This window comes from Periweissella cryptocerci (genome assembly GCF_004358325.1).
GTDB classification, from domain to species: domain Bacteria; phylum Bacillota; class Bacilli; order Lactobacillales; family Lactobacillaceae; genus Periweissella; species Periweissella cryptocerci.
Genome location: NZ_CP037940.1, coordinates 1,310,893 through 1,334,497 on the forward strand (window position 1 = coordinate 1,310,893; position 23,605 = coordinate 1,334,497).

Consider the following 23,605-nt stretch of genomic DNA (forward strand, 5'->3'; position numbering starts at 1 on the left):
GCACGTAGGTCTGGTTCTGTGGCACGCAGCGGCATTCATCCACACATAAAAAAGCCCCTACATAACAACATGTAGAGACCTCTCTATAGTATTTGTCTTAATTAAACTTCAGGCACAATTTTGTCAGCACCGAAGTATGGACGGAGTGCTTCTGGAATAATGACCGTACCGTCTGCTTGTTGGAAGTTTTCCAAAATTGCAGCCACAGTCCGACCAACGGCCAAACCTGATCCATTCAAAGTGTGTACGAATTCAAGTTTACCTTCATCGTTACGGAATTGGATGTGCGCACGCCGCGCTTGGAAGTCTTCTGTATTTGATACTGAAGAAATTTCACGGTAAACATCTTGTGAAGGCATCCAAACTTCCAAATCATATGTCTTAGCAGCTGAGAAACCCATGTCCCCAGTTGATAAATTAATTACGTGGTATGGCAAGCCGAGCTTTTGGAGGATGTTTTCAGCGTTAAGCGTCATCTTTTCCAATTCATCGTATGAAGTTTCTGGCTTAACGTACTTAACCATTTCAACCTTGTTAAATTGATGTAAACGAATCAAACCACGCGTATCACGACCAGCTGAACCGGCTTCTTGACGGAATGATGGTGAAACTGCCGTGAAGTATACTGGCAACTTTTCATCAGGAATCACTTCGTCGCGGTAGTAGTTCGTCAATGGTACTTCGGCGGTTGGAATCATGGTCATCCCCTCGTCAGTTCCCACTTTGTAAGCATCTTCTTCAAACTTAGGATATTGACCAGTTCCATACATTGAATCGTAGTTAACCATGTATGGTGTCAACATTTCCTTGTAGCCTTCTTTTTGGTGTTCGTCCAACATGAAGTTGTAAACGGCACGTTCCAAGCGGGCACCTTGACCGACATAGTACAAGAAACGAGCGCCAGCAACCTTGGCACCACGTTCAAAGTCCAAGATTCCTAAGTCTTCACCAATTGTCCAGTGAGCTTTTGGTTCAAAGTCAAAGGTTGGAATGACACCGTCTTTGCGAATTTCAACATTGGCTTCTTCATCTGGTCCAACTGGAATACCTTCATTTGGCATGTTAGGCAAACGTGAAGCTTCGTCTTTGATAGCTGCTTCAATTTCAATCAATTCAGCATCGATTTCTTTAATGCGAGCACCGACTTGTTGCATTTCAGCAATGGCATCGGCAGCATCTTCCTTGTTGCGCTTAGCTTGAGCAATCTTTTCAGATACCGTGTTCCGCAAAGCCTTCAATTTTTCAGTTTCTTGAATCATTTCGCGACGCTTAGCATCATTAGCTACTAATTCATCAATCTTAGCAGGTGCAACGCCCCGTGTTGCTAACCGTTCTTTAACGTGTTCCGTTTCTGTCCGGATTAATTTCATATCCAACATACAAGTTTACCTCGCTTACTTATTTAAGCCTAATTCGGCAATTTTTTCATCAATTTCAGCTAATACTTTTTGGGCGACGTTTTCATCAGCCACAAAATCATACTTATCACCATCAATCATCATCTTTGGTGACCGGTCATAGTTAGCATACCACTCGTTATAACGGCTGGTAAGTTCTTTATAGTATTCATACAAGCTTGGATCAGTTTCGATTTGTTCAAAGTCACGTCCGCGCATCGCAATGCGTTTTAGCATCGTTTCAAATGACACATTAATATGAATCAACAAGCCAGGATCTTTGGTTGCAGCGCCGTTCAATTGTTCCATCATGTTTTCCAATAATGATTGGTGGATATCAACTTCAGTATCGGTTGCCCGACCCAAATCCGCGTTCAACTTAAATAACAATGCATCTTCAAAAATCGAGCGATCTAAGACGTTCAATTCATTGTTTTGAGCTTCGTGAATATAGTCCAAACGTTTATTCATGAAGTACACTTGCAATAAGAAACCGTATTTCTTTGGATCGGCATAGAACATTTTCAAAATTTCATTGTCATCTACCGTTTCATAAAAAGCTTTCGTACCTAAATGGTCGGCCAATAACTTAGTTAAAGTTGACTTGCCGGCACCAATCGTCCCTGATAAAACAATCATCACTTACTCCTCGTATTCCATATAAGACTACATTCCCTCGGCTGCCCAAATGTGCTATGTATTCAGCAAACTTACACACTCAAACAGTTCCGCGGATTCCCAAAATTCATATTGTCTATATTAGCAGATTTTTAAGCACTTTTGTGAACCAATCGCCTAGAAAAACACGGTAATTCATAAATGTTGCTTTTTATTCGCGACAGACCCACCCGCAATGTCACTGCCATACAAAAAGAGAGCTACAACAATCGTAGCTCCCTGAATTTTATTTATTTTTCAATATCTGACTGACTACCGGGTTCTTCGTACTTTTCACCCTTAGTTGATTTCGTTAAGTCAACATCCTGCAACGGAATCATGTGCGTCTTGTGTCGAATCTTATAGTACAAGAACAAGATGACGAACAGTGGCACACTCATGTAAGTAATCAAAATTGCTTGCCAATCTAACGCAGCAAATGAATGCAAATCTTGACCAACAATAACCAAAATTGAAACAACCAATGCTAACAACGGTCCAAATGGGAACCAAGTGGCTTTGTAGACCAATTCTTTAAGAGAGTGACCTTGCTTAATGAATGCCCGGCGGAAACGGTAGTGTGAAAGCGCAATTCCGACCCAAGCCAAGAAACCAGTTAAACCGGAAGCAGCCACTAAGTACATGTATGCTTTTGGTCCCACAATACTTGTTAAGAACGTCAACAAACCAATTACCGTTGTCCCAACCAATGCTGCAAATGGAATTCCGTGACGGTTCGCCTTACCAAAAATCTTAGGTGCCATCCCTTCACGCGCCATCACGAATAACATCCGCGTTGATGCGTACATCCCCGAGTTAGCCGATGAAATAACTGACGTTAAGATAACAGCATTCATTACTGAAGCGGCGGCAGCAAACCCAGCTTGCTTGAAGACCAAGGCAAATGGTGAAACCGCAACGTGTTCAGTACTTGAACGTAACAAATCAGGGTTCTTAAAGTTAATAATTGCTGCAATAACAAAAATTGAAAGAATATAGAATAACAAAATCCGCCAGAACACTTGCTTAATCGCTGCAGGCACTGACTTTTCAGGTGTTTCTGATTCACCAGCAGTAATCCCAATCAATTCAGTTCCTTGGAATGAATATCCCGCAACCACGAAGACTGCTAGAATTGCTGGAATTCCACCAACGAAACCACCTTTATGGTCAGCCGTCAAGTTGGCCATTACGTCAATGTGGTTACCCATGATACCAAAGATTGTCAACAAACCAACGGCCAAGAAAATAATAACCGTGACAACTTTAATAATTGACATCCAAAATTCAGTTTCACCAAATGACTTAACTGACAAAGCATTAATTCCAAAGATTAACGCTAATGCAATTGCGGACCAAATCCACTGGGGACTGTTTGGCAGCCAATACTCCATGACGACCCCAACGGTAGCTGCATCAACAGCTAAAGTTATCGCCCAGTTAAACCAATAGTTCCAACCAACTGCAAATCCAAACGCGGGATCAACGAATTTAGTCGCATAGGCCGCAAATGAACCCGTTAATGGCATGTAGGTCGCCATTTCACCAAGCGAGGTCATCAAGAAGTACACCATGATACCAATTGCGATATACGCTGTAATCGCACCAAGTGGCCCTGCTTGTGAAATTGCGGAACCAGAAGCGACAAACAACCCTGTTCCGATACTACCACCTAAAGCGATCATTGAAATATGGCGCGTCTTCAGTTGACGCTTCATACCACCATTATTTTGTTCTACACCTGAATTTTCCGACATTAATTCTCTCTCCTTATAATTGCATTTTCGAAAGACCGTCAAATTAACTAAATAAAAACGGTCCCCTTGCCTAACTTGTGCGTTAGCCAAAAGGACCGATAAATTTATCTAGTCATTTCGTCGATAAGCACCCCGCAGCCGACATTTTTTGCTGCGACAGTCCGTCATTTCTTGAACAACGGCCCAGCAATCCAGTAAACGGTACTGAATTCCTTCGGCAACCTTCCCTTTCAACTAGCCTCAACGGATTCCGTCAATCCTTAGCTAACCTACTTTTGTTGGTCGCAACCTCTTTCTCTAATTAAATTTTTCAACTTTCTCATCCTATCACGTAACCACATTTTTTTCAACATGGCAATACACATTTATGCATCTATTCAATTCGCTAAAAGAACTGTTATATCAACCTTTTATAGTACCTGGCACCTTTGATACTTTATGTCTTTAACAAATCTCCCAAAACGACGTTGCTGTCAGTTTTATCGGCATACGTGAAGCTACCCACAAAAAAAGGCCCAAGATATAATTTACCGTCATATCTTAGACCTTTCAATAATTAATATTACTTCGACTTTATTAGTCGTTACAAAACTTACTTAGCGTAAACAATCCGGTTGATTGTTTCAGTGATGCAAGTTTGCAATGTAATGCGTTCACCTGGTGCGGTAAAGATTGTGCTTTCTTCATTCTTACGCGTGGTAACATCTAAGCAGCAATCATAAACATCCATGATTTTAGTAACGTGGTAAGTCCGTGTGTGACCTTGTGCGTCGGTTACTGTTACTGGGTCGCCTTTGCGTAGTGACATAACTGGAGTGAATACCCCAGGATTGTGTCCGATAAAGTGACTTGTTTGGTTGTCAGTCGTTGAACCATCACCATACCAAACGCCAACTTCATGAGCAGGAGCGGCTTTGGCACCATGATCTAGTTCCCAAGGAATTGTGTGGCCGGCCACAGTAATTGTACATTTAGTTCTTTTCTTAGCGGCTTTTGCCTTATGTTTTTTAGTTATTTTTTTTGCATGCTTTTTGGCCTTGGCCTTAGTCACGTGTTTCTTAGCTTTTGTGACATGCTTTTTAGCCTTGTTTGCAAGCTTTTTGGCTTTGTGCTGTGCTTTAGCTTTTTTACCGCCAGTCACAGGTAAGCCGGGATTGGTTGTTTTAGCTGTGACTTGTTTTTCAGCAGCCGTAACTATGTTTGTATTTTGTGCGCTCGTTTGGTGTACTCCAAAGTTTAGTAAGAACCCGAAGCTCGCCAATAAACCAATAGTAATTAGGGGAATGATCAATATACGTTTCTTCATTTTGCTGTCCTTCTTAGTAACTGAAATTTTTTTCTAATAGATTGCTTAAGCAACGTAATAAAATATAGCACCATCTTAAAAAAAAATGTTGTTCTGTGAACTTTCTGTGAAGAATTTGCACTTTTTCATAGAAAACTAATCGCTAGAGCCCTAAATGTCCGCACTAAATCACAAAAAACCGATACCTAGTTAATGACTAAATATCGGGACTATACGTGTTTTTTCTTGATAGGAATACCACAAAAATCTGAAACAAATAAATCAAAAGCGAAAATAGTTAAGCATACAATTGCATTTTTTAATTTGAGTCATTACTTATTCTCCATCAAGTACTTTAGTAATATGTGTAACTGTATATTTGGGCAATATATAATTAAAGCCTCGTGTATTTTCAAAAATAAAAACTCCGAAAAACTTAGTTCCAACTTTTACAGTATAATAATCTCCCCAACGATAGGTTTGCCCATCAATCATAAGTGGCCCGCCTTGTAGATCTGACAAATCACCTACATGGTTTTTTTTTACCAATTCATTTCGTAATTCCGCCATAATAGCAGTGCTCTGAACATGCTTCATTTCATTTTTCTTTACAATGTGTTCAATTTGGTAGGGAGCAACGACTGTAATCCCAAATATTCGATACCAACCTAAAAAAAGGACAACGGCGACGCCTAACACACTAAAAACAATTTTTTTCTTTTCAAAGATTATGCGCATTTCTACTCTCTTTTCGTGGGAATGAAAAATAGTATTGAACTCATTACCAATAAGAATATACCGGTAAAGGTTATATAGCTTGGAGTTACCATTGGTCAAAACCAGTCTGTGGTAATGAAAGTAACGCGATAACGCTTGACATAGAAACTCGCACCGTTTAGTAATACGGAACTAAATTTAATATTATCCGTTACCCCGCATACTTAAACAAAAACCGCCAGCAATACGGCGCTCAACTGAGTATCGTACTTACTGGCGGTTTATTTGACAATATTTTTTCTAGCGTGGGATTGTCGTTTCTATACTTTTCAATCATCCAATTACTGAAATTCTATTGTCAGTGGTTTTCCCATGCTACTGCGGCCTGTGGTCGATAATTATTTTTCGATAGTTTGAGAATTATTACCAACCAAGTAATTTACTGGTACGCAGTGGCCAAGTCTAGTGTTTCAAACTCGCTAACTGCGCTTCAATAGCGTGGATAAATTCATCGTAGTTGGTAATACTTTCGTTCCAATTAACCACCGGCAAATCTTTCACATCATCTGGTAAACCTAATGTTGCCCGGAGGATGTCCATAAACGTAATCTGTTCAAAGTATGCCAACCATTGTCGATCGGCCGCAGCAAAGATATCCGTCAATTGTTTTGTTCCACTTTGTGCCACATCAGTGATGTCGCCAAAAACTTGTTCGACTAAGCCGGTATTAGGGAACGTACTAATTTCCCCTTCACTAGCTTCGATGATATCACGTAAGGTAATATCTTCGGCGCGCCGATCCAAAGAGAACCCACCCTTGTTGCCACTAACAGCTTCAATAATCCCACCCACGACCAACTTCCGCATAATCTTACGTAAGTATGTTTGTGAGCCGCCCAAGCGAGCGTGGATCACTTCTGCTGAGATAGCATAGCGCTGATCTTGGGTACTAAGTAAAGCCACAATTACAGCAGCTTGTTCAAAACTTTTATTTAATTGCACTTTTCCACCCCTCCAATGTCAAATGATAATAAATTTCTTCTTGATTGGGTGCGACCCAATCCGTCGCCGCATGTTGAATCACGCGATCTTCTTTGAATCCATTGTGAACTAGCAATTTACGTGATGCGACATTGTCCGTCAAAACACTTGCCAACAATTTTTGAAGCTGCCAAACCGTAAATGCAGTTTCAATGACCACTGGTAAAATGGTACTCATGATGCGTTGCCCCCAAAATTGAGGCAAGATAATATAACCAACTTCATATTCACCATCAATTGGTTGCGCATCGCTTGTATAATTTGGTGCCAACAGAACTGTTCCAACAGCTGTCTCATCATTTGAACTAACAACCCATGTTTGTTGATCACGCAAAGCCCCATTAAACATGAATTGACCTTCAAATTCATCATTAGCACTCCGAAAACCGGCTAATTTGGCTAATGCTTGATTGCTCACTAGTTCATAATAAAAAACAAAATCACTTGGTAACAGTGGCCGTAAAGTCAACTCGGTTAAGTGGATTGTCTCGGTAATTTTCATTTCATTCTCACTTCTATTTGTTAATCAGCTTGGTACCATGTTAATGTCCACTTTCCAGTTCAGTTCACTGCACTAACCTACTACTAACTAAATCTATACAGCCATTGTAGACCAAGCAATGATTACTTTGCAATTATCAATATGATAAATTGAAGGTATTATTTCGGATATTCTATCAATTCGGGCCTGTTCAACACCTTAATGATAAAAGATAAATATCCTTATTATGACTAATAGCATTTTAATTTATCTTTAGTTTTTGTTAAATGCTGAGCTTACCGGCAAAAAGTCAAGAAACGGTAACATTCCAAGTGATATAATGATAGGACTTATGTTTTTTAAAATTAGCTATTAATAAATTTCAATAAAGGACGTGCCTAACCATGCTTGAACAAACATTCATCATGCTAGTAGTTGGTGTCGTTGCTGGGTTTGGTGGCGCAATTTTGGGCCTTGGTGGCGGAATCATCGTCACACCAGTGTTAACGCTAGCTTTTGGCCTTGATATAAAATACGCAATTGGGGCTAGTATCATTGCCGTAATCGCAACTAGTTCCGGTGCCACAATCGCCTTCTTAAAAGATGACGTCTTAAATCTCCGAGTCGCAATGTTTCTTGAAATCTTTACGACCATTGGGGCATTGACCGGGGCAATTCTTTCCGGCTTCTTTAACTCAACCTTTCTCTTCTTCCTATTCGGTTTACTACTATTATTTCAATCATGGAATATGTACCGTAAACTAAAAGGTTCTGAAAAGCCATTAATCAAAGCTCAACCAGATCCGACTGCTGAAAAGCTTAAATTAAATAGTAGTTTCTACGATGTAGCTTCAAAACAACAAGTTGATTATCAAGTTGAAAAAATACCAGGCGGTTCATTGATTATGTTTGGTGCTGGTTTAGCATCCGGCTTACTCGGAATTGGTTCTGGGGCTTTCAAAGTGATGGCAATGGATAGCATGATGAAGATGCCCTTAAAGCCTTCTAGCGCCACTAGTAACTTGATGATGGGGGTTACCGCTGCGGCAAGTGCGACGGTTTACTTCTTCAACGGTTCAATCAATCCCATGATTGCCGTGCCAATTGCTTTAGGTATCTTAGGTGGCTCAACGGTTGGTTCACGTGTCATGCAACATTTACACGCCCGGACCTTACGCATGATTTTTGTACCGGTTCTCTTCTTAATCGCCATCCAAATGATTTTGAAAGGTTTCGGGGTTAATGTCTAATGTCAAATAACGTTGAACAAACAAAACAAGAAATGGACCAAATCGAATTACTAATTGGTAAAATCCTCCGCGTCGGGGTTGCCGTCGCAGGTACCGTAATGTTCGTGGGCTTAGTCGCCTTTTTCATTACTGGTACTAGTGGTTACAGTGGGCAAAATTGGCCAACAAGTTTCCATGCTATCTTTGCTGGACTTGCTAGTTTCAAACCATTTGCCGTGATGATGTTAGGCTTGTTCCTACTAATTTTAACGCCGGTTTTGCGGGTGGTTGTTTCAATTTTTGCCTTTGCTAAAGAAAATGATAAACTATATGTCTGGATTACAATTGGTGTTTTAGCCATTTTGGTAATCGCAATGATTATTGGTCATCAATAATATAAAACTTACGGAGAAAATACATGGATGCTCAAGAAGAACAACAGTTAAGTCGCGCTGCCAAACACACTGAGAAAAAATCTCACAAATTGCGCAACGTGATTTTAATTATCGTCGCTTTACTCGTCGCTGGTGGGGTCGGCTTCGGTATCTACACCTATGCCCATACGAAGAGCGCGATTGATCACGCGTTTAAGCCTATTACTACTAAAGGCTTCAAACCTGCCCGTAATGTGGCTTCAGTCTTAAAAGAAGGCAAACCAGTATCAGTGTTGTTGCTTGGTACCGACACCGGTTCACTTAACCGTGCCTACACTGGTCGGACTGATTCAATTATGATTGCTAGTATCAATCCTAAAACAAAAACAACGACTTTGATGAGTATTCCACGTGACTCAATGGTTTCCATTCCTAAGTCACAAGGAACCGCCTTCCAATTCCCACAAAAAATTAACGCCGCCTACGAATTCCCAGATGACGGTAAGGGGCACCCCGAAACAACGATTTCAACATTGCAAGATTTCTTAAATGTCCCAATTGATTTCTACGCTTTGATTAACATGGGTGGTATGAAAACCATGATTGATAAAGTTGGTGGTATTCGTGTGAAATCACCTTTGACTTTCACTTACAAGCCATCAAACACCCGTCCACCAGTATATAAATTCTACAAGGGTACTACGAAGTACGAATATGCCAAAGATGGCATCAACTTCGTCACTAAACGTACCATGGACGGGAAGGCAGCCTTAGCCTTCTCACGGATGCGTTATACCGACCCTCAAGGTGACTACGGTCGTCAAAAGCGTCAACGTTTAGTTCTGACCGCTTTGGCTAAGGAGTCTGGTAAGCTATCTTCATTGCTGACACCTGGTTTCTTTGACACAATGTCTGACAATATCCAAACTAACCTTTCATTTGATGATTTAGTAACAATGGCTTCCAACTATAAAGTCGCCGCTGATCACATCAAATCTGACCACATGCAAGGTTACGGCTACAACTACAACGGTACTGCTTTTGAAATAATGCCAACTTCAGAAAAGCAACGGGTTACCAATAAATTACGTTCAACACTTGGTTTATCGGCTGCCAAAACTGGCTCACGTTTCGCCTCACCAGTTACTAACGGTGTTTACATTTCAGATAATGAAGCCCAATTAACCGCTGATACTGATGCTGGCCGAACTGGCTCAAGCACTACTGCTAGTTCAAGTAGTGCATATAGTTCATCAACTGCACAACCATAAAACTAATTTTCAACATTAAAAAATCCCGCTCACAAATCCAATTTGGACTTGCGAGCGGGACTTTTTGTTATGCAATTTATTAACGAGGCATTGCAGCGATTGAATCAATCATGAACTTGTTGAAAGCCGCCGTATCGATATCGTAGCTAACTGCGACGTTAGTTTTGCCGTCGTGGTAAGCGCCCCGAACATCGGCAATCGTTGTTCCGTTAGCAGGACCTTCAGTAACAACATCAACCCACAAATCCTTTGTTTGGATTGCTTCAGGGTGCAATAAGTAGAAGATAGTGTTTACATCGTGCATTGGTACGCCTTCAGCACCACCATCACCGTAGTGAGTAATCAATGCGTGGAGCATCTTACCTGATTCGTTCAAACCCTTGATAGTTTCGATTGATTCAGTGCTCAGCAACGCCTTCAAAGTAATATCAAGACCAATCATGACAACTGGCACGCCAGACTTGTAGACCATTTCAGCTGCATGTGGATCAGTGAAGACGTTAAATTCGGCTCCACTCGTCATGTTACCACCCTTCAAGGCACCACCCATAGCAACAATGCGGTCAATCTTAGCAACTGCATCAGGGTGTTCGCGAAGTAACAAGGCGATATTAGTGTACGCACCCAATGGAACCAACGTAATTGGTTCTGCTGATGCCATCAATACATCGTACATTGCTTCAACTGCGGTCTTGTTAATCGCTTCACCGTATCCTTCTGGGAAGTCGTAACCTGGCATACCTGATTCACCGTGAATCCGTGCAGCATCTTCAAATGGCTTAATCAATGGTGAATTAGCACCAGCGGCAACTGGTACATCTGAATTAAAGAACCGGGTTAACTTCAACGCATTGATTGTCGTTTTATCCACCGCAACGTTACCAGCAACTGTTGTAATTAATTGGACGTCAAGTTCTGGGCGAGTTAAGGCAATTGAAATTGCAGCTGCGTCATCAATACCAGGATCGGTATCAATAATGATTTTAATTTTATCTGACATGATTTTCCTCGATTTTCTATTTTTAATGGCAAAAAGGGACGCGAGACTCATCGTCCGCGTCCCTTTTTAGTAGACTAATTTTACGTCTTAGCGAGTGACAGTCGCTATCATATGCGATTGTAAACTTACATTAAGACTTTGCGTAAGATTGAAAATCTTACCAGCTAAACATACCAACCAAACCGGCTGACATAAGTGATACCAAGATACCTGAAGCAAGCATCAAGAGAACACTCTTAGAAATTGCATCATTGTTTTCCTTATCAACAATACCCTTGAAGGCACCGATAATCATACCAGTAGTTGAGAAGTTAGCGAATGAAGTCAAGAAGACAGTTAACACGGCAACGAAGTGCTTAGTGTATAAACCACCACCGGCGAAGTTATCCTTAACCGCAGCAGCAATATCCTTAGAAACTTCACCCATAACAACGAATTCATTAGTAACCAACTTAGTACCCATGAAACGAGCCAATTTGAAGGCGTCTTCGGGGTTGAAACCAAGTAAGTAAGCAAATGGGAACATGATAACTCCCAAGATGTTTTCCAATGAAAGGTTAGGGTTAATCAAACCAAGCAACTTGTCGATCATGTAAGCCAAGGCAACGAAAGCGATAACGTTGGCGATAATGATCAAGATCAAACGACCGGCACCCAAGATTGAGTCACCCAAGAATGAGAAGAATGGTTCCTTTTTGCCGTCAGCTTCAACGTCGCTGGCGTCAACGTCACCGGCACCACCAACAGAAACGATGATGTCTTCTTCAGCAGGAACATCAACTGGGTTCAAGAGAGAAGTGATGATGATTGCGTTCAAGACGTTCAATGGAACGGCTGTAATAACGTAAACACCAGGCATCATCCCAATGTAGGCACCCAAGATAGAAGCAGTCACACAGCTCATTGACATCAAGGCAATCGTAACATTACGTTGTGCCTTCATTGACTTCAATTGACGTTGTGAAACAGCAAGTGCTTCAGTGTTACCCAAGAACATCATTTCAACAGCGAAGAATGATTCGAACTTAGGTTGACCAGTAATGAATGACAAACCTTTACCAACCCATTTGATGATGAATGGTAACACACCAATATAAGTCAAGATGTCAAACAATGGCACAATCATCAAAACAGGCAACAAGGCTGAAGTGATGAAGTTCATTGAATCGCCGGCCATTGCACCACCGATTTCAGGTCCCATTGATGCAGGCACCCAGTTAGGCAATGCAAATGCAATCCCCTTGTAAGATGCGTCAACTAACCATACGAAACCATCGGCAGCTGATTGAACAGCGTCACGACCGTAAGAGAATTGAGTGAAGAACCATGCCAAGACTACGTTAATAACCAAGACAGTAACTACTGAACGCCAGTGGATGCCCTTCTTGTTGTTAGATAACAAGAACGCAACACCCAAGAAGACGAAAATACCGATAATATTTATTGCTAAATACATATGCGTATCCTTTCCTGAATGCGAAGATTACTCTTCGAAGTTTTTTTAATAATTGCATTTCGATTTGCATCGAATGTTTTTTGTACATTGATTATCATACAGAAGAATGAAAAGGCTTGCAAGAGGTAACTCTTATCTTCAAACATTCGGAATTAAAGTTAACAAAGTCTTCACATTCCCTTCAATGTAAGCGTTTTCTTAGTAAATAACGAACCTTTTCACAAAGTGAGGCATTTCCGGTAAATCGTTTTACAAAAATACCGAATATTACCCTCGAAATTCTTTCTTAAATATCGTAAAAAAACTAGCAAGATGGATTACTTTCACCGGGAATTTTCATTGACTTCTCATTTTTCTCGTATACACTAATTAATAATAAGGAAATGAGGTATGTAATTATGAGTGAACAACTTGATACAGCAATTTTTGCGGGTGGATGTTTCTGGTGTATGGTGGCTCCCTTTGACAGTTTGCCAGGAATTGTTAAGATCCGTTCGGGTTATACTGGTGGGCACACCGTCGACCCAACGTACGAAGAAGTCTCAAGCCACACAACTGGCCACACAGAAGCCGTTAAAATTTGGTTTGACCCTTCTCTTTACAGCTACGAACAATTAGTTGCAACTTACTGGCAGGTCACTGACCCCACTGATGCTGGCGGACAGTTCCAAGACCGCGGCGATAACTACCGCCCTGTTATTTTCGTTAATAGTGCCGAACAACGGGCTATTGCCGAAAAGTCAAAAACCGAGCTACAAGCTACACCAATTTTTGCCCAACCAATTGTCACGACAATTGAAGACGCGCAACCATTTTATGAAGCCGAAGAATATCACCAAGACTTCTATAAGAAGAACAAATCACGCTACGAAGCAGAACACGCTCCCCGCGCTGAATTTGAAAAAGCCCACTGGGATAAATAATTTGCCAAAAAACTCGCAACGATTAGATGTTAATCTAATTATTGCGAGTTTTTTTGCCGTTCATTGTCCGCAATTAAGTTTCACGAATAATTGCATTTATGCCCTGGTTGTCGCATAATGTGGAACGAAAAAGCCTGCACTACGAAAGCTACAAGCTTAGCTGGATTAATTTAGATAGGAATTCACTGTGAAAAGATATTGGAAATTATTTTTAGTCTTTGTATTTGCCGCTGTATTTACAGTTAATAGGTTTTGGTTTTTTGGTCATTTTCTGTATGCTGGTAAACTCGGGACTTTTTGGACAAGTACGCTTGGAAGCTTTATTTTGATGCTGATTTTCACCGGGTTAGCAACATGGACGACACCAACTAGTAAAAAAATGCTGTCCTAGCGCGGAATTGTCGTTTAGGTACTTTTCAATCATCGAATTACTGAGGTTCTATTGAGTCTCCATTGTTTTTTTCCATGTCACTGTGGTCTATGGTTGGTAACTGTCTTTCACTAGTTTGAGCACCATTCCTAACTAACGAAGTGCCGGTAAATTACTTGGCGGGCGTAGCCTTTACACCGCGACTGGGGTGATATGTGTGCAACACATGTCGCCGCTGAGGATGAGATGAGGAGTCTTGGGGATTTATCCCCTAGAGTCCCAGCTTATTCGAACCGACCAAGACCGCACTTTGGCTTGGAAGGCTGCTTCCAGCGTGGTGCGCCAAGTAATTTGCCGGCACGTAGTGGCTAATTTTATTCAATCCCGCATCAGACGAAATAGATCAAAAAATGCCCGTCAGCACCTAGTAAACTAAGCATCAACGAACATCTAATTGGTTATTTAATTTCACTAATTGTTGTGGGGGCCTTAACTGTGCTAGCAAAGCTCAAGATTTTTTCAGCATTTAACTTGCTAATCATCGCTTCGATAGTCGCGTCAATTAATGCTAATGCGCTATCGTCGTTTTGTGGGACAGTTGGCACCTCGCCAATATTTTTGAGGCGTTTCATAATTTCGCCCGTAAAATAATCATACGCTTGCTTGGGATACATCCCCATTGTAATTTGATTCATGCCCGCCCGAATGACATCTAATGAAAAGACTGACTTCAGCATCGTGAGTAAAATAATATCTGCCACTTGCATGATTGAGTATTTCTTTTTGTTTGGGGCAAGGACAACTTTCTTCTTCACATAGTTATTAACCATTGTGGCGGTCACGGTCCCCAATTCCAAAGGAGCTAAGGCGTCATTTACAAATTCCAGCACTTGATCCATGTACAGATCAAACTTTGGCAAGTCATCCCATGCTGGTAACGTAACCATTGTCATTGCCGTTTGCCACTCTTGATAATTTTGATATTCTGCCATCGCCATTTCCACCTTTGTTATTTCTCGCGTTTACACCGTTGTTATTCTCCTTATAGTATACGCTACATCATCTAGTTATGTAACCTAGTTCACCTATCCTCGTGTCGATACTTCCACTCCACCACATTCTAAGCTATACTAACTTTACTATATTAAAGAAGCAGGTAAATTATTATGTTATTTGACCCTACTAAAAAGCGGGTTGTCGGCGACGATGTTAAAGCGCTCCTCCCCGCTGAAGTAATTAATCAATTATGGTTACGAGTTAATCAAATGCGCAAAGACAACGTGCTGGTTGATGCAACTGTCGCAATCGCATTTTCTGATGACGTGGATCCGGACAACGTGTTCATCATGGTCATCCAACAACAAGGAAACATTGCCCTACCATATGATATTCCCTACACCGGTGAAAAAGACTTCCTTGGTAAAGGCACTATCGTCATTGTCAGTGACAAACCCAAAGCACTCAAGATGACAATTTCCGAATTGAATAAATAACAAAAAAGTTTTCCACCGCATTGCGTAACTAATACGTTATCCACCGGTGGAAAACTTTTTTTGCATCAAGCGCTGTATTATGCTCTTTTTTCTACATAACTTGGTTTTAGCGTTGACTCTTTTTTGCTGTTGGTGCTGGTGCAATCCCCCGTGCTCCTTTTCTACAACACAAAAAAACGAGCTAGTTATTAACCAGCTCGCTTATTATTTATTTTAATAACTCTGCCAAAACTTGTTCCAAATGAATCCCGTGACTTGCTTTGAGCATTACGGTATCAGTTGGTTCCAAGATTGCTTGTAAATCGGTTACCAATGATGCTTTATCATTTGCCGCATATTGGTGGATTTGGTCGGTTGTGAACTTCGCTTGCAACGCGGCTGCTAACGCGGTAACGTCTTCACCAACTAAGTACACACCGGCGACTTCTGCTGGTTCAATATAGTCTGCTAATTGCGCGTGTAAATCACGACTGTCTTCACCAAGCTCCAGCATATCGCCAAGCACAACGTAGCGTTTACCATCAACGCGCGTATTCGCAAAAGTCTTCAAAACTTCCTTGGCAGCGGTTGGATTTGAATTATACACATCACTCAAAATCCGCGCGCCGTTGCGCATTTGAATCCATTGCGTCCGGTTTGAAGTTAACACAACGTTACGCAACGCAATCTGGAGGTTTTCGGCTGAAATCCCTAGTTCAATCCCAATTGAGATTGCCGCTAATGCATTGGCAACGTTGTAATCACCTAACAATGGAATCGTAAAGGTGATATTTGGCCATTTGTTAGTTTGGAAGCTCGTTGAATAATCATCCGCTTGAATATCAATGGCGTAAAGTTCATTGCTGGCGTCCAAACCAAATGTACGTTGTTCTTGCTTAACATTTTGGGCACGTTCAACTAACAATGGTTCATCGCCGTTGTAAACGAATAACCCTTCTGGATTCAAACCGTTAACGATTTCCATTTTGGCGTCAGCAATCCGTGCGCGCGTTTTGAAAAATTCAATGTGTGCTTCACCAATCATGGTGATTACCGCAATATCTGGTTTCACGAGGTTGCTCAAGAAATCGAGTTGCCCAGAACGATCCATCCCTAATTCAACAACTAAAAGTTCCGTACTTTGTTCCATCCGCAAGATGGTGATTGGTGTCCCGATTTCATTGTTAAAGTTTTCTGGCGTCTTAATCATGTTATATTGAGTACTACCAATAGCCGCAATCAAGTCTTTTGTCGTCGTTTTACCATTTGAACCAGTGACCGCAACGACCTTCGGATTGAGTTTTGCCAAATAAGCGCGGGCTAAATCTTGCAAGCCAATCAAAGTATCGTTAACCAAGAGCACAGGGAAATCATTTGGAACGCTAGCAATGTGGTCTTTACCCCACAAAGTTGCTACGGCACCATTTGCTTGGGCATCAGCAATAAAGTTATGACCATCGTTATCCGCAATCAAAGGGATAAACAAGGCGCCGGGTTTCAAGTCCCGACTGTCAAAAGCCACTGATGTAATTTCAATATCAGCATATTCTGTAATATCATTTGTTGCATGCACTGCATGAGCAACATCTGTAAGTTTAATTTTCATTAGATAAAAACCGTCCTATTCCACGCTGTTTCTATATTCTGTCCTTCAATCGTTGTACTTTGGTACACGATTAGCTAGTATTAATAATATCAAATATTCGAGGTAAAACCTATGCAAAACATTCTATTTGTTTGTCTTGGTAATATTGCGCGCTCAACAATGGCTGAAGCAATGTTCCGGCAAATGGTTAAAGACGCTAATTTACAAGATAAAATTACCGTTGATTCGGCTGGAACGTCAAACTGGGAAGTGGGTAATCCTCCACATCCCGGTACCCAAGGCGAACTATTCAAACACAATATTCCCTTCGACGGCATTAAAGCACGGCAAATCAAACCGAAAGATTTTGACTGGGCGGATTACATCATCACGATGGATACCCAAAACATCGATGACTTGATGCGTAAAGCACCCAACAAAGCCGCCCAACAAAAAATCCATATGGCGTATGATATCTTACCAGGTTATGAAGGTAAGGAAATTCCTGATCCTTGGTACTCACACCGTTTTGATATAACTTTTGAGCAGCTCAGCGAAACACTACCAGCTTGGCTCACGAAGATTGAAAAAGAACTCGACTGATGCAGTCTGGTTCTTTTTTATTTTATATCAATCCGAACTGCTTTAATCCTTCGACGATACCGCCTTCCAGATTACTACTTGTTACATACTCGGCTTCAGCTTTAACTTCTGCTAAACCGTTGCCCATTACAATTGCATGGTCTGCTTGCCGTAACACGGGCAAATCATTCACGCCATCACCAAACGCATACGTGGGTGCACCTGCTAAACCAAGCTCGTTAATGAATTCCGTCATCCCAGTGGCTTTGTCAGCTTCGATAGTCACCGTGTCTAGCGCAAACGGCGAGTTCCGATAAAAGTGTAATTGGTCGCCGAATACGGCCTCATATTCCACCTGTAAATCTAATTCCGCAACAGCTGGAGTAAATGTCATAATCATTGAGATTGGCATATGCTTGTAGGCCTCGGGATTATACGCAACATCTGTCTCATGATATTGTTTTTCCGTCCACTCATCAACGGCGGTCAACATTGTGTTATCATCGTCACACAACGCTAACGGATTATTGTGCGCCGCAGCAAAACGACTCAACGCCTTAATCACTGGCGTTGGAATGGCATGCTGGATTATTCGTTGATTATCATGCATAATTGATGCACCATTTTCACTAATAATATCCGTAATCCCGGTTACCTGCCGCGCTTCACTAATATCCGCTAAATTCCGCCCCGTGTTAATGACTGGCAAAATATTATTGGCACGTAATTGCTGGATTGCTTGCACATTTTCCGGGCTAACACTACGGTGGTTCGCACTATACAACGTCCCATCTAAATCAAAAAAGACAATCGCTTTGTACATAGATATCACCTCTCAATTTTTTCATAGCTCTAACATAACAGAAAAATTTGAATATGTTGTGAAATGCTGGCACGTCAACAAGCCCGATTCCCCCTTCTTAATAAGGTAGAAATCAGGCTTATTACTTATTTCAAAACTTTAAACGACTTTGTAAATCCCTTAATCGCTTCTTTGGGCGCATCTTTGTACTTGTAAACCTTATTGAACTTACCACGCACCATCAATCGTTTATCACCGGTGTCATCACATGTAATCAGTGTAATAATCTGCTTGCCTGGCACATCGTCAACCACCTTCACATCCGTTGCGGGAATGAATTTCCGTTGATACGTCGTATATTCATACACGTTCTTCAAGTCCGTTAGGTAAATTTTTTGACCGGGTCGGCTTTTCCAGTACAACGGTCCAAACAAAATATCCTTCGCAACTACGTGGTGTGAAGCTAAAGCGTAGTTCGCTTGCCCCATTTTTTGATTTGGCTTCAAGGTTCCGGCTGCTAAAGCTAATGTTTCGTTGTCCAAACCATTGGCAATCGGCAAATTCAACCCAATGCTTGGAATGTTAAGCAGGCCAATTGCGTTAATTGACTTATGTTCCAAGCGTGCCTTGGCGACCGTTTGGAAATCAAGTGCGTTAACTTTGTCAAAATCATAATTAGCTTGCTTGTTTTTGTTCTCTGCTAACATTTTAGCGGAAACGGTTGGCTGATATGAATGAATCATCATCCGCGATAATTGCCGGTTAAAAATCAGTACCAAAGCCACCAGTACTAGGATGATTGCCACAACATTGACCAACACTTTCTGGAACCGTGTTGATTTTTTCTTAGTCATTGAAAATTCCTCAGTTTTTTCTAGCTACCTTATCGGTAAATGGTGGTAGACTATTCTAATGAATATTTTACCACAGCCGTCAAAATTGTGACGTATTACCAATTATTAATCCCAAAACATGCTAACGTTATCATCGTCATAATTTTCTAGTGCCATTATTTTATCAGCAAGGCACGATGTCGCAATACGGAAACTACATATTTATAGAAAGAAAATAAAATGCTTAAAAATAAAGAGCCTTGGCAACAAAATTTAATCGTTCTCTGGTTTGGTACCTTCATGGCTGGGATGGCTTTCTCGGAAATCATGCCTTTCCTGTCCCTCTACGTGGATACGCTTGGTCACTTCAGCAAGAGTCAACTAACTTTCCTTAGTGGGATAACATTTTCCGCAACTTTTGTCGTTACCGCCATCGTTTCACCGCTTTGGGGTAAGTTAGCCGATCGCAAAGGGCGGAAGTTAATGCTATTACGGGCGTCATTGGGGATGGCAATCGTTCTAGGCGCGATGGGGCTAGTTAGCAATGTCTGGCAGCTAATTGCGCTCCGGCTCTTACAAGGGGTCTTCTCAGGCTATATTAGTAATGCCAACGCGTTGATTGCGTCCGAAACACCTAAAACACAAGCGGGGAAAGCAATGGGGACAATTGTCACTGGCTCAACGGCTGGTGGTTTACTTGGGCCCCTCCTTGGTGGTACGTTAGCGGGGATTTTCAGTTACCGCATGACCTTCTTCATCACCGCCGGCATCTTGTTCTTGGTTTTCTTCTTGAGTTGGTTCTTCGTTAAGGAAACGTTCAAACCATCCGCCGCCCAAATGGCACACGCCCAAACATCCAAACAAGTTTGGGGACAAATTAAATATCCCCACTTAATCTGGGGCTTATTCATTACCACGATGATTATCCAAGCTGGTAACAACTCAATTACCCCCATCCTCAGCCTGTACGTGCGTGAGCTACTAAATGGTCATGGGAGCGTCACGTTTATGGCCGGCATTGTGGCGGCCGTCCCCGGGGTGGCAACGATTATTGCCGCACCGCGCTTCGGTCGACTCGGCGATCGTATCGGGACTGACCGGATGATTACGTTTGGCTTCATCTTCGCAATTATCGTGTACATTGCCACCGCGTTTACGACCAACATTTGGCAGCTAATTGCCTTGCGTTTCCTTGTTGGGATTTCCGATGCAACCATGGTGCCTGCCGTCCAAACAATGCTGACGAAGTACACCCCTCGCTCGGCGACAAGTCGGATCTTTTCATATAATCAAAGTTTCCAAGCCATGGGGAATATCATGGGACCACAAATTGGTTCCGTCGTTTCCCACTTCTTCAACTATACCGGCGTCTTCGTATCAACTGCTGTATTAGTCGGTATGAACTTCACGTTATTCCGCTTTAATTCTAAGCCCGTCCGTAAAGAACGCGAGGCTCGCGAAGCAGCGGAGCACGCCGCTTAATTTAATGGCTAAATTTTTTCTAGTGTGGAATTTGGATATGTGTCTCAGATTGATTCCCACTACGAGGCTGGAACCAGTCTGGACACCGTGATGGAAGACAAGCATTTGAAGCCACAGTGCGGTCTTCAAATGTTTGCGAAGCTTGGTTCGCTAACGCGGTAACCATCTTCACAAATCCATAATCAGTAACGAAACCCGTTACTGATTATGCCATCACGGTGCGAGCTAAAGTCCAGCCTGTTTCCAGCCTCTTCGTTAGTTTGAGCAGGCGGTCTGACTAGTAATATGCCGTAATCCTTGTCGCTGCAAGTTTAGCGGTAATCAGTAATTCCACGCTTATCTAGCGGAGTGACTAAAAATCACTTTGTGGCCGGCAGGCTTTACACCGAAATGGGACGAACGTGACACCACGTGTCGGGTTTGTCGCTGAGGGTAGAGCCGAGCGGGCCTTATTTGTCCAGCGTAGCTACAAATGTGAGCAGTCTTTTGGCTTTAGCCATTAGACTGCCAGCTATCCCGAATTGCCCAAGACCGACCTTTGGCTTGGGCATGTGCTTCCATCTCGGTGCACAATGTGATTTTCAGGCACGCAGTGGCATCATACATCTCATCACATTTTATAAATTCCACGTCAGACGAAATATAGCCAATTTAATGTATTGAAAAAGGGATTGAAGTCAGCAAATGACTTCAATCCCTTTTTAGTATCTATATATTTAATTACTGCGAAAGCTTGGTGCAACTGGAAAGCGAGCTTTCCGTTACTTCTCGTCACCTTTAGTCGCGTTCGATGCGGGCGACGTATTCACCGGCTTCAACGGCACGACTTGCATCGATGTCAACCTTTGCTGAATCATCTAAGTTTGTGAAGATGACCATCATAACAGTTTGCTTACCGGCAGCCTTGATGGCATCAAGGTCAGCGTTGGCAACCACGTCACCAGCTTTAACTTGTTGCCCAGCTTCTACTGTAACATCGAAAGGCTTACCTTCAAGTTCAACTGTATTGATACCCATATGCAAGAGTACATCAGTACCATTAGCAGTCTTGATACCCATTGCGTGCTTAGTTGGGAAGACCATGGTTACTTCACCAGCAACTGGCGAAACAATCTTGCCATTAGTTGGTTCCACTGCATAGCCCTTACCAAGCATTTCAGCTGAGAAAACATCATCGTCAACTTCGGTAATGTTCATCAATTGGCCCTCGGCAACGGCGAAGTAATCTTCTTCCATTGCTTGCAAGCCAGGAATGACTTCATTATCTTCATCGGCAGTTACAGCTGACGCGAGTTCAGGTGAAATTTGACCGTTGTAAATCTTTTCAATATTGTCAGCCACGAATTGAACATCCGGACCGATAACAATGTGAATTTGGTGTTCGTCTAACACGTTAACCCCAGCAACACCCTTGATGTGCTTAAGAGCGTCAATGTCAACAACTGACGTATCAACTAATTTGTAACGTAGACGCGTCGTGCAATTGTACAAGTACGTCAAACGTTCCTTTGGCAATTCAAGATTACCACTACCCAAGACCGCCCAAATCTTCCGAGCAGTCCGTAAGTAGTGATCTTCAACGACACCAGTCGCATCTGTAACAGCACCATTGGCATCATCATCGTCATCAGTGACGTTATCTTCCTTTGGATCACGACCAGGCGTCATCAAGTTGAACTTCTTGATGGCAAACGTAAATGTTACATAGTATAAGAACGCCATAAAGACACCTAAAACTAGCAACATATATGGTTGATGAGCCATCTTCAAGTGATAATCAACGGCAAAGTCAACTAATCCCGCACTGAAGGCAAAACCATTTGTCCAGTGGAAGAAAGCCGCGATAAACATCGAAAGCCCAGTCAAGACAGCGTGCAAGACAAACAAAGGCCAAGCAACAAACATGAATGAGAATTCCAATGGTTCAGTCACCCCAGTAAAGAATGAGGCAAAGGCCGCTGCGAGCATTAATGAACCGACGCGCTTCTTTTGGGCTGGGCGGGCTTGACGGTAAATCGCAAAGGCACCAGCTGGTAAACCAAACATCATCACTGGGAAGAACCCAGCTTGATAGCGACCCGTGATTCCGAGAACCCCGTGACCAGTTAAGAAGTTTTGAATATCGTTAATATTAGCAACATTGAACCAGAAAACTGAGTTCAATGCGTGGTGTAACCCAGTTGGAATGAGCAAACGGTTGAAGAAACCGTATAAGCCTGCACCAATTGGTCCCATACCGACAACCATTTTACCAAAGGCAACTAAGGCGTCATAAATTGGTGGCCACACAATCATCAATGCTAATGAAACTACTAACATAACAATCGCTGACATAATTGGTACTAAACGCTTACCAGAGAAGAAAGAAATTGCTTGGGGCAACTTAACTTCACTAAAGCGATTAAACATCGCAGCAGCTACTAACCCAGCAATAATCCCGATTAACACGTTACCTGAAATCGCCGTAAACGCTGGATTAACTTTGTCGACTTTAATCCCTGACAACAATGCCATGTTAGCTGGCGAGAGCACATTCAGTGGCACGATGTAAGCAACGAACCCAGCTAAAGCAGCCGCCCCGTCCTTACTCTTAGCCATCCCAAGTGCTAGACCAATTGCAAATAAATATGGCAAAGCATTCAAAATAGCTAAACCACCAGCAATCATAAATTGTGCGATAAAGCCAACGTGGAACGTAACCAACCAGTTCCCGATACCAACCAAAATTGATGCCGCTGGCAATACAGCCACTGGCAACATCAACGAACGACCCATTCGTTGGAAGTAGTCTTTCATAATCTCTAAATCCCCTTATTCATCTTTTATACCAATGTTTAATATATTACCCTAATATTCAATGATTGCAACACTTTTATTGACCTATACCAATC

Annotated in this window: 21 protein-coding genes and 1 riboswitch; of the genes, 7 read left to right on the forward strand and 14 right to left on the reverse strand. The window is 42.0% G+C overall.

What is annotated here, in order from left to right; all coding sequences use genetic code 11:
- Positions 1-101: 101 nt before the first annotated feature.
- The 7 genes from serS to EQG49_RS06070 all read right to left on the reverse strand — a co-directional run bounded on the left by serS (position 102) and on the right by EQG49_RS06070 (position 7,356).
- Complete coding sequence (gene serS / locus EQG49_RS06040) at positions 102-1,379, reverse strand: serine--tRNA ligase (protein WP_133363126.1); 1,278 nt, start codon at positions 1,377-1,379, stop codon at positions 102-104.
- Positions 1,380-1,394: 15 nt separating this feature from the next.
- Positions 1,395-2,036: a deoxynucleoside kinase gene (locus tag EQG49_RS06045; RefSeq protein ID WP_133363127.1), complete on the reverse strand. Its 642-nt coding sequence runs from the start codon at positions 2,034-2,036 to the stop codon at positions 1,395-1,397.
- A gap of 269 nt (positions 2,037-2,305) precedes the next feature.
- The gene (locus tag EQG49_RS06050) at positions 2,306-3,811 is read right to left on the reverse strand and encodes an amino acid permease (protein WP_133363128.1); all 1,506 of its coding nucleotides are present in this window, start codon (positions 3,809-3,811) and stop codon (positions 2,306-2,308) included.
- 117 nt (positions 3,812-3,928) lie between these two features.
- Positions 3,929-4,113: riboswitch (Lysine riboswitch) on the reverse strand.
- A gap of 290 nt (positions 4,114-4,403) precedes the next feature.
- The gene (locus tag EQG49_RS06055; RefSeq protein WP_133363129.1) at positions 4,404-5,117 is read right to left on the reverse strand and encodes a sortase domain-containing protein; all 714 of its coding nucleotides are present in this window, start codon (positions 5,115-5,117) and stop codon (positions 4,404-4,406) included.
- Between the two features lie 315 nt (positions 5,118-5,432).
- The gene (locus EQG49_RS06060; RefSeq protein WP_133363130.1) at positions 5,433-5,834 is read right to left on the reverse strand and encodes a hypothetical protein; all 402 of its coding nucleotides are present in this window, start codon (positions 5,832-5,834) and stop codon (positions 5,433-5,435) included.
- A gap of 441 nt (positions 5,835-6,275) precedes the next feature.
- Entirely contained in the window at positions 6,276-6,815 is a 540-nt protein-coding gene (locus EQG49_RS06065) for an Rrf2 family transcriptional regulator (RefSeq protein WP_133363131.1), read from the reverse strand.
- Positions 6,802-7,356 carry a GNAT family N-acetyltransferase gene (locus EQG49_RS06070; protein ID WP_133363132.1) on the reverse strand — a complete coding sequence of 185 codons (555 nt, stop codon included), beginning with the start codon at positions 7,354-7,356 and terminating at the stop codon, positions 6,802-6,804. The genes EQG49_RS06065 and EQG49_RS06070 overlap by 14 nt, the downstream gene beginning before the upstream one ends.
- Positions 7,357-7,739: 383 nt before the next feature.
- Here EQG49_RS06070 and EQG49_RS06075 point away from each other — a divergent pair, with 383 nt between their 5' ends.
- The 3 genes from EQG49_RS06075 to EQG49_RS06085 are packed head-to-tail and all read left to right on the forward strand — an operon-like array spanning position 7,740 to position 10,209.
- Positions 7,740-8,585, forward strand: coding sequence for a sulfite exporter TauE/SafE family protein (locus tag EQG49_RS06075; RefSeq protein ID WP_133363133.1), 846 nt, complete (start codon positions 7,740-7,742; stop codon positions 8,583-8,585).
- The gene (locus tag EQG49_RS06080) at positions 8,585-8,959 is read left to right on the forward strand and encodes a DUF1634 domain-containing protein (protein WP_133363134.1); all 375 of its coding nucleotides are present in this window, start codon (positions 8,585-8,587) and stop codon (positions 8,957-8,959) included. Before EQG49_RS06075 ends, EQG49_RS06080 begins: the two co-directional genes overlap by 1 nt.
- A gap of 23 nt (positions 8,960-8,982) precedes the next feature.
- The gene (locus tag EQG49_RS06085) at positions 8,983-10,209 is read left to right on the forward strand and encodes an LCP family protein (RefSeq protein WP_133363135.1); all 1,227 of its coding nucleotides are present in this window, start codon (positions 8,983-8,985) and stop codon (positions 10,207-10,209) included.
- Positions 10,210-10,288: 79 nt separating this feature from the next.
- On the opposite strand, the gene rihC is transcribed toward EQG49_RS06085, so the two are convergent.
- The gene (rihC, locus tag EQG49_RS06090) at positions 10,289-11,209 is read right to left on the reverse strand and encodes a ribonucleoside hydrolase RihC (protein WP_133363136.1); all 921 of its coding nucleotides are present in this window, start codon (positions 11,207-11,209) and stop codon (positions 10,289-10,291) included.
- A 157-nt stretch (positions 11,210-11,366) separates the two neighbouring features.
- Positions 11,367-12,665 carry a NupC/NupG family nucleoside CNT transporter gene (locus tag EQG49_RS06095; protein WP_133363137.1) on the reverse strand — a complete coding sequence of 433 codons (1,299 nt, stop codon included), beginning with the start codon at positions 12,663-12,665 and terminating at the stop codon, positions 11,367-11,369.
- A gap of 398 nt (positions 12,666-13,063) precedes the next feature.
- Between EQG49_RS06095 and msrA the strand changes: the two genes are divergently transcribed.
- Positions 13,064-13,588 carry a peptide-methionine (S)-S-oxide reductase MsrA gene (msrA, locus tag EQG49_RS06100; protein ID WP_133363138.1) on the forward strand — a complete coding sequence of 175 codons (525 nt, stop codon included), beginning with the start codon at positions 13,064-13,066 and terminating at the stop codon, positions 13,586-13,588.
- Between the two features lie 828 nt (positions 13,589-14,416).
- On the opposite strand, the gene EQG49_RS06105 is transcribed toward msrA, so the two are convergent.
- Positions 14,417-14,950, reverse strand: a complete 534-nt coding sequence (locus EQG49_RS06105) for a DUF1836 domain-containing protein (RefSeq protein WP_243115759.1) — start codon at positions 14,948-14,950, stop codon at positions 14,417-14,419.
- A 174-nt stretch (positions 14,951-15,124) separates the two neighbouring features.
- On the opposite strand from EQG49_RS06105, the gene EQG49_RS06110 reads away from it, so the two are divergent.
- Positions 15,125-15,451: a hypothetical protein gene (locus tag EQG49_RS06110; protein WP_133363140.1), complete on the forward strand. Its 327-nt coding sequence runs from the start codon at positions 15,125-15,127 to the stop codon at positions 15,449-15,451.
- Between the two features lie 208 nt (positions 15,452-15,659).
- On the opposite strand, the gene EQG49_RS06115 is transcribed toward EQG49_RS06110, so the two are convergent.
- Positions 15,660-17,036, reverse strand: a complete 1,377-nt coding sequence (locus EQG49_RS06115; protein WP_133363141.1) for a UDP-N-acetylmuramoyl-tripeptide--D-alanyl-D-alanine ligase — start codon at positions 17,034-17,036, stop codon at positions 15,660-15,662.
- A gap of 111 nt (positions 17,037-17,147) precedes the next feature.
- Here EQG49_RS06115 and EQG49_RS06120 point away from each other — a divergent pair, with 111 nt between their 5' ends.
- Positions 17,148-17,618, forward strand: a complete 471-nt coding sequence (locus EQG49_RS06120; protein ID WP_133363142.1) for a low molecular weight protein-tyrosine-phosphatase — start codon at positions 17,148-17,150, stop codon at positions 17,616-17,618.
- Positions 17,619-17,640: 22 nt separating this feature from the next.
- On the opposite strand, the gene EQG49_RS06125 is transcribed toward EQG49_RS06120, so the two are convergent.
- Positions 17,641-18,420 carry a Cof-type HAD-IIB family hydrolase gene (locus EQG49_RS06125; RefSeq protein WP_133363143.1) on the reverse strand — a complete coding sequence of 260 codons (780 nt, stop codon included), beginning with the start codon at positions 18,418-18,420 and terminating at the stop codon, positions 17,641-17,643.
- Between the two features lie 125 nt (positions 18,421-18,545).
- Positions 18,546-19,253, reverse strand: a complete 708-nt coding sequence (locus EQG49_RS06130) for a class A sortase (protein ID WP_133363144.1) — start codon at positions 19,251-19,253, stop codon at positions 18,546-18,548.
- 219 nt (positions 19,254-19,472) lie between these two features.
- On the opposite strand from EQG49_RS06130, the gene EQG49_RS06135 reads away from it, so the two are divergent.
- Positions 19,473-20,714: an MFS transporter gene (locus tag EQG49_RS06135; RefSeq protein ID WP_133363145.1), complete on the forward strand. Its 1,242-nt coding sequence runs from the start codon at positions 19,473-19,475 to the stop codon at positions 20,712-20,714.
- A gap of 777 nt (positions 20,715-21,491) precedes the next feature.
- Here EQG49_RS06135 and nagE read toward each other — a convergent pair.
- Complete coding sequence (gene nagE, locus EQG49_RS06140) at positions 21,492-23,510, reverse strand: N-acetylglucosamine-specific PTS transporter subunit IIBC (RefSeq protein WP_133363146.1); 2,019 nt, start codon at positions 23,508-23,510, stop codon at positions 21,492-21,494.
- Between the last annotated feature and the right edge of the window lie 95 nt (positions 23,511-23,605).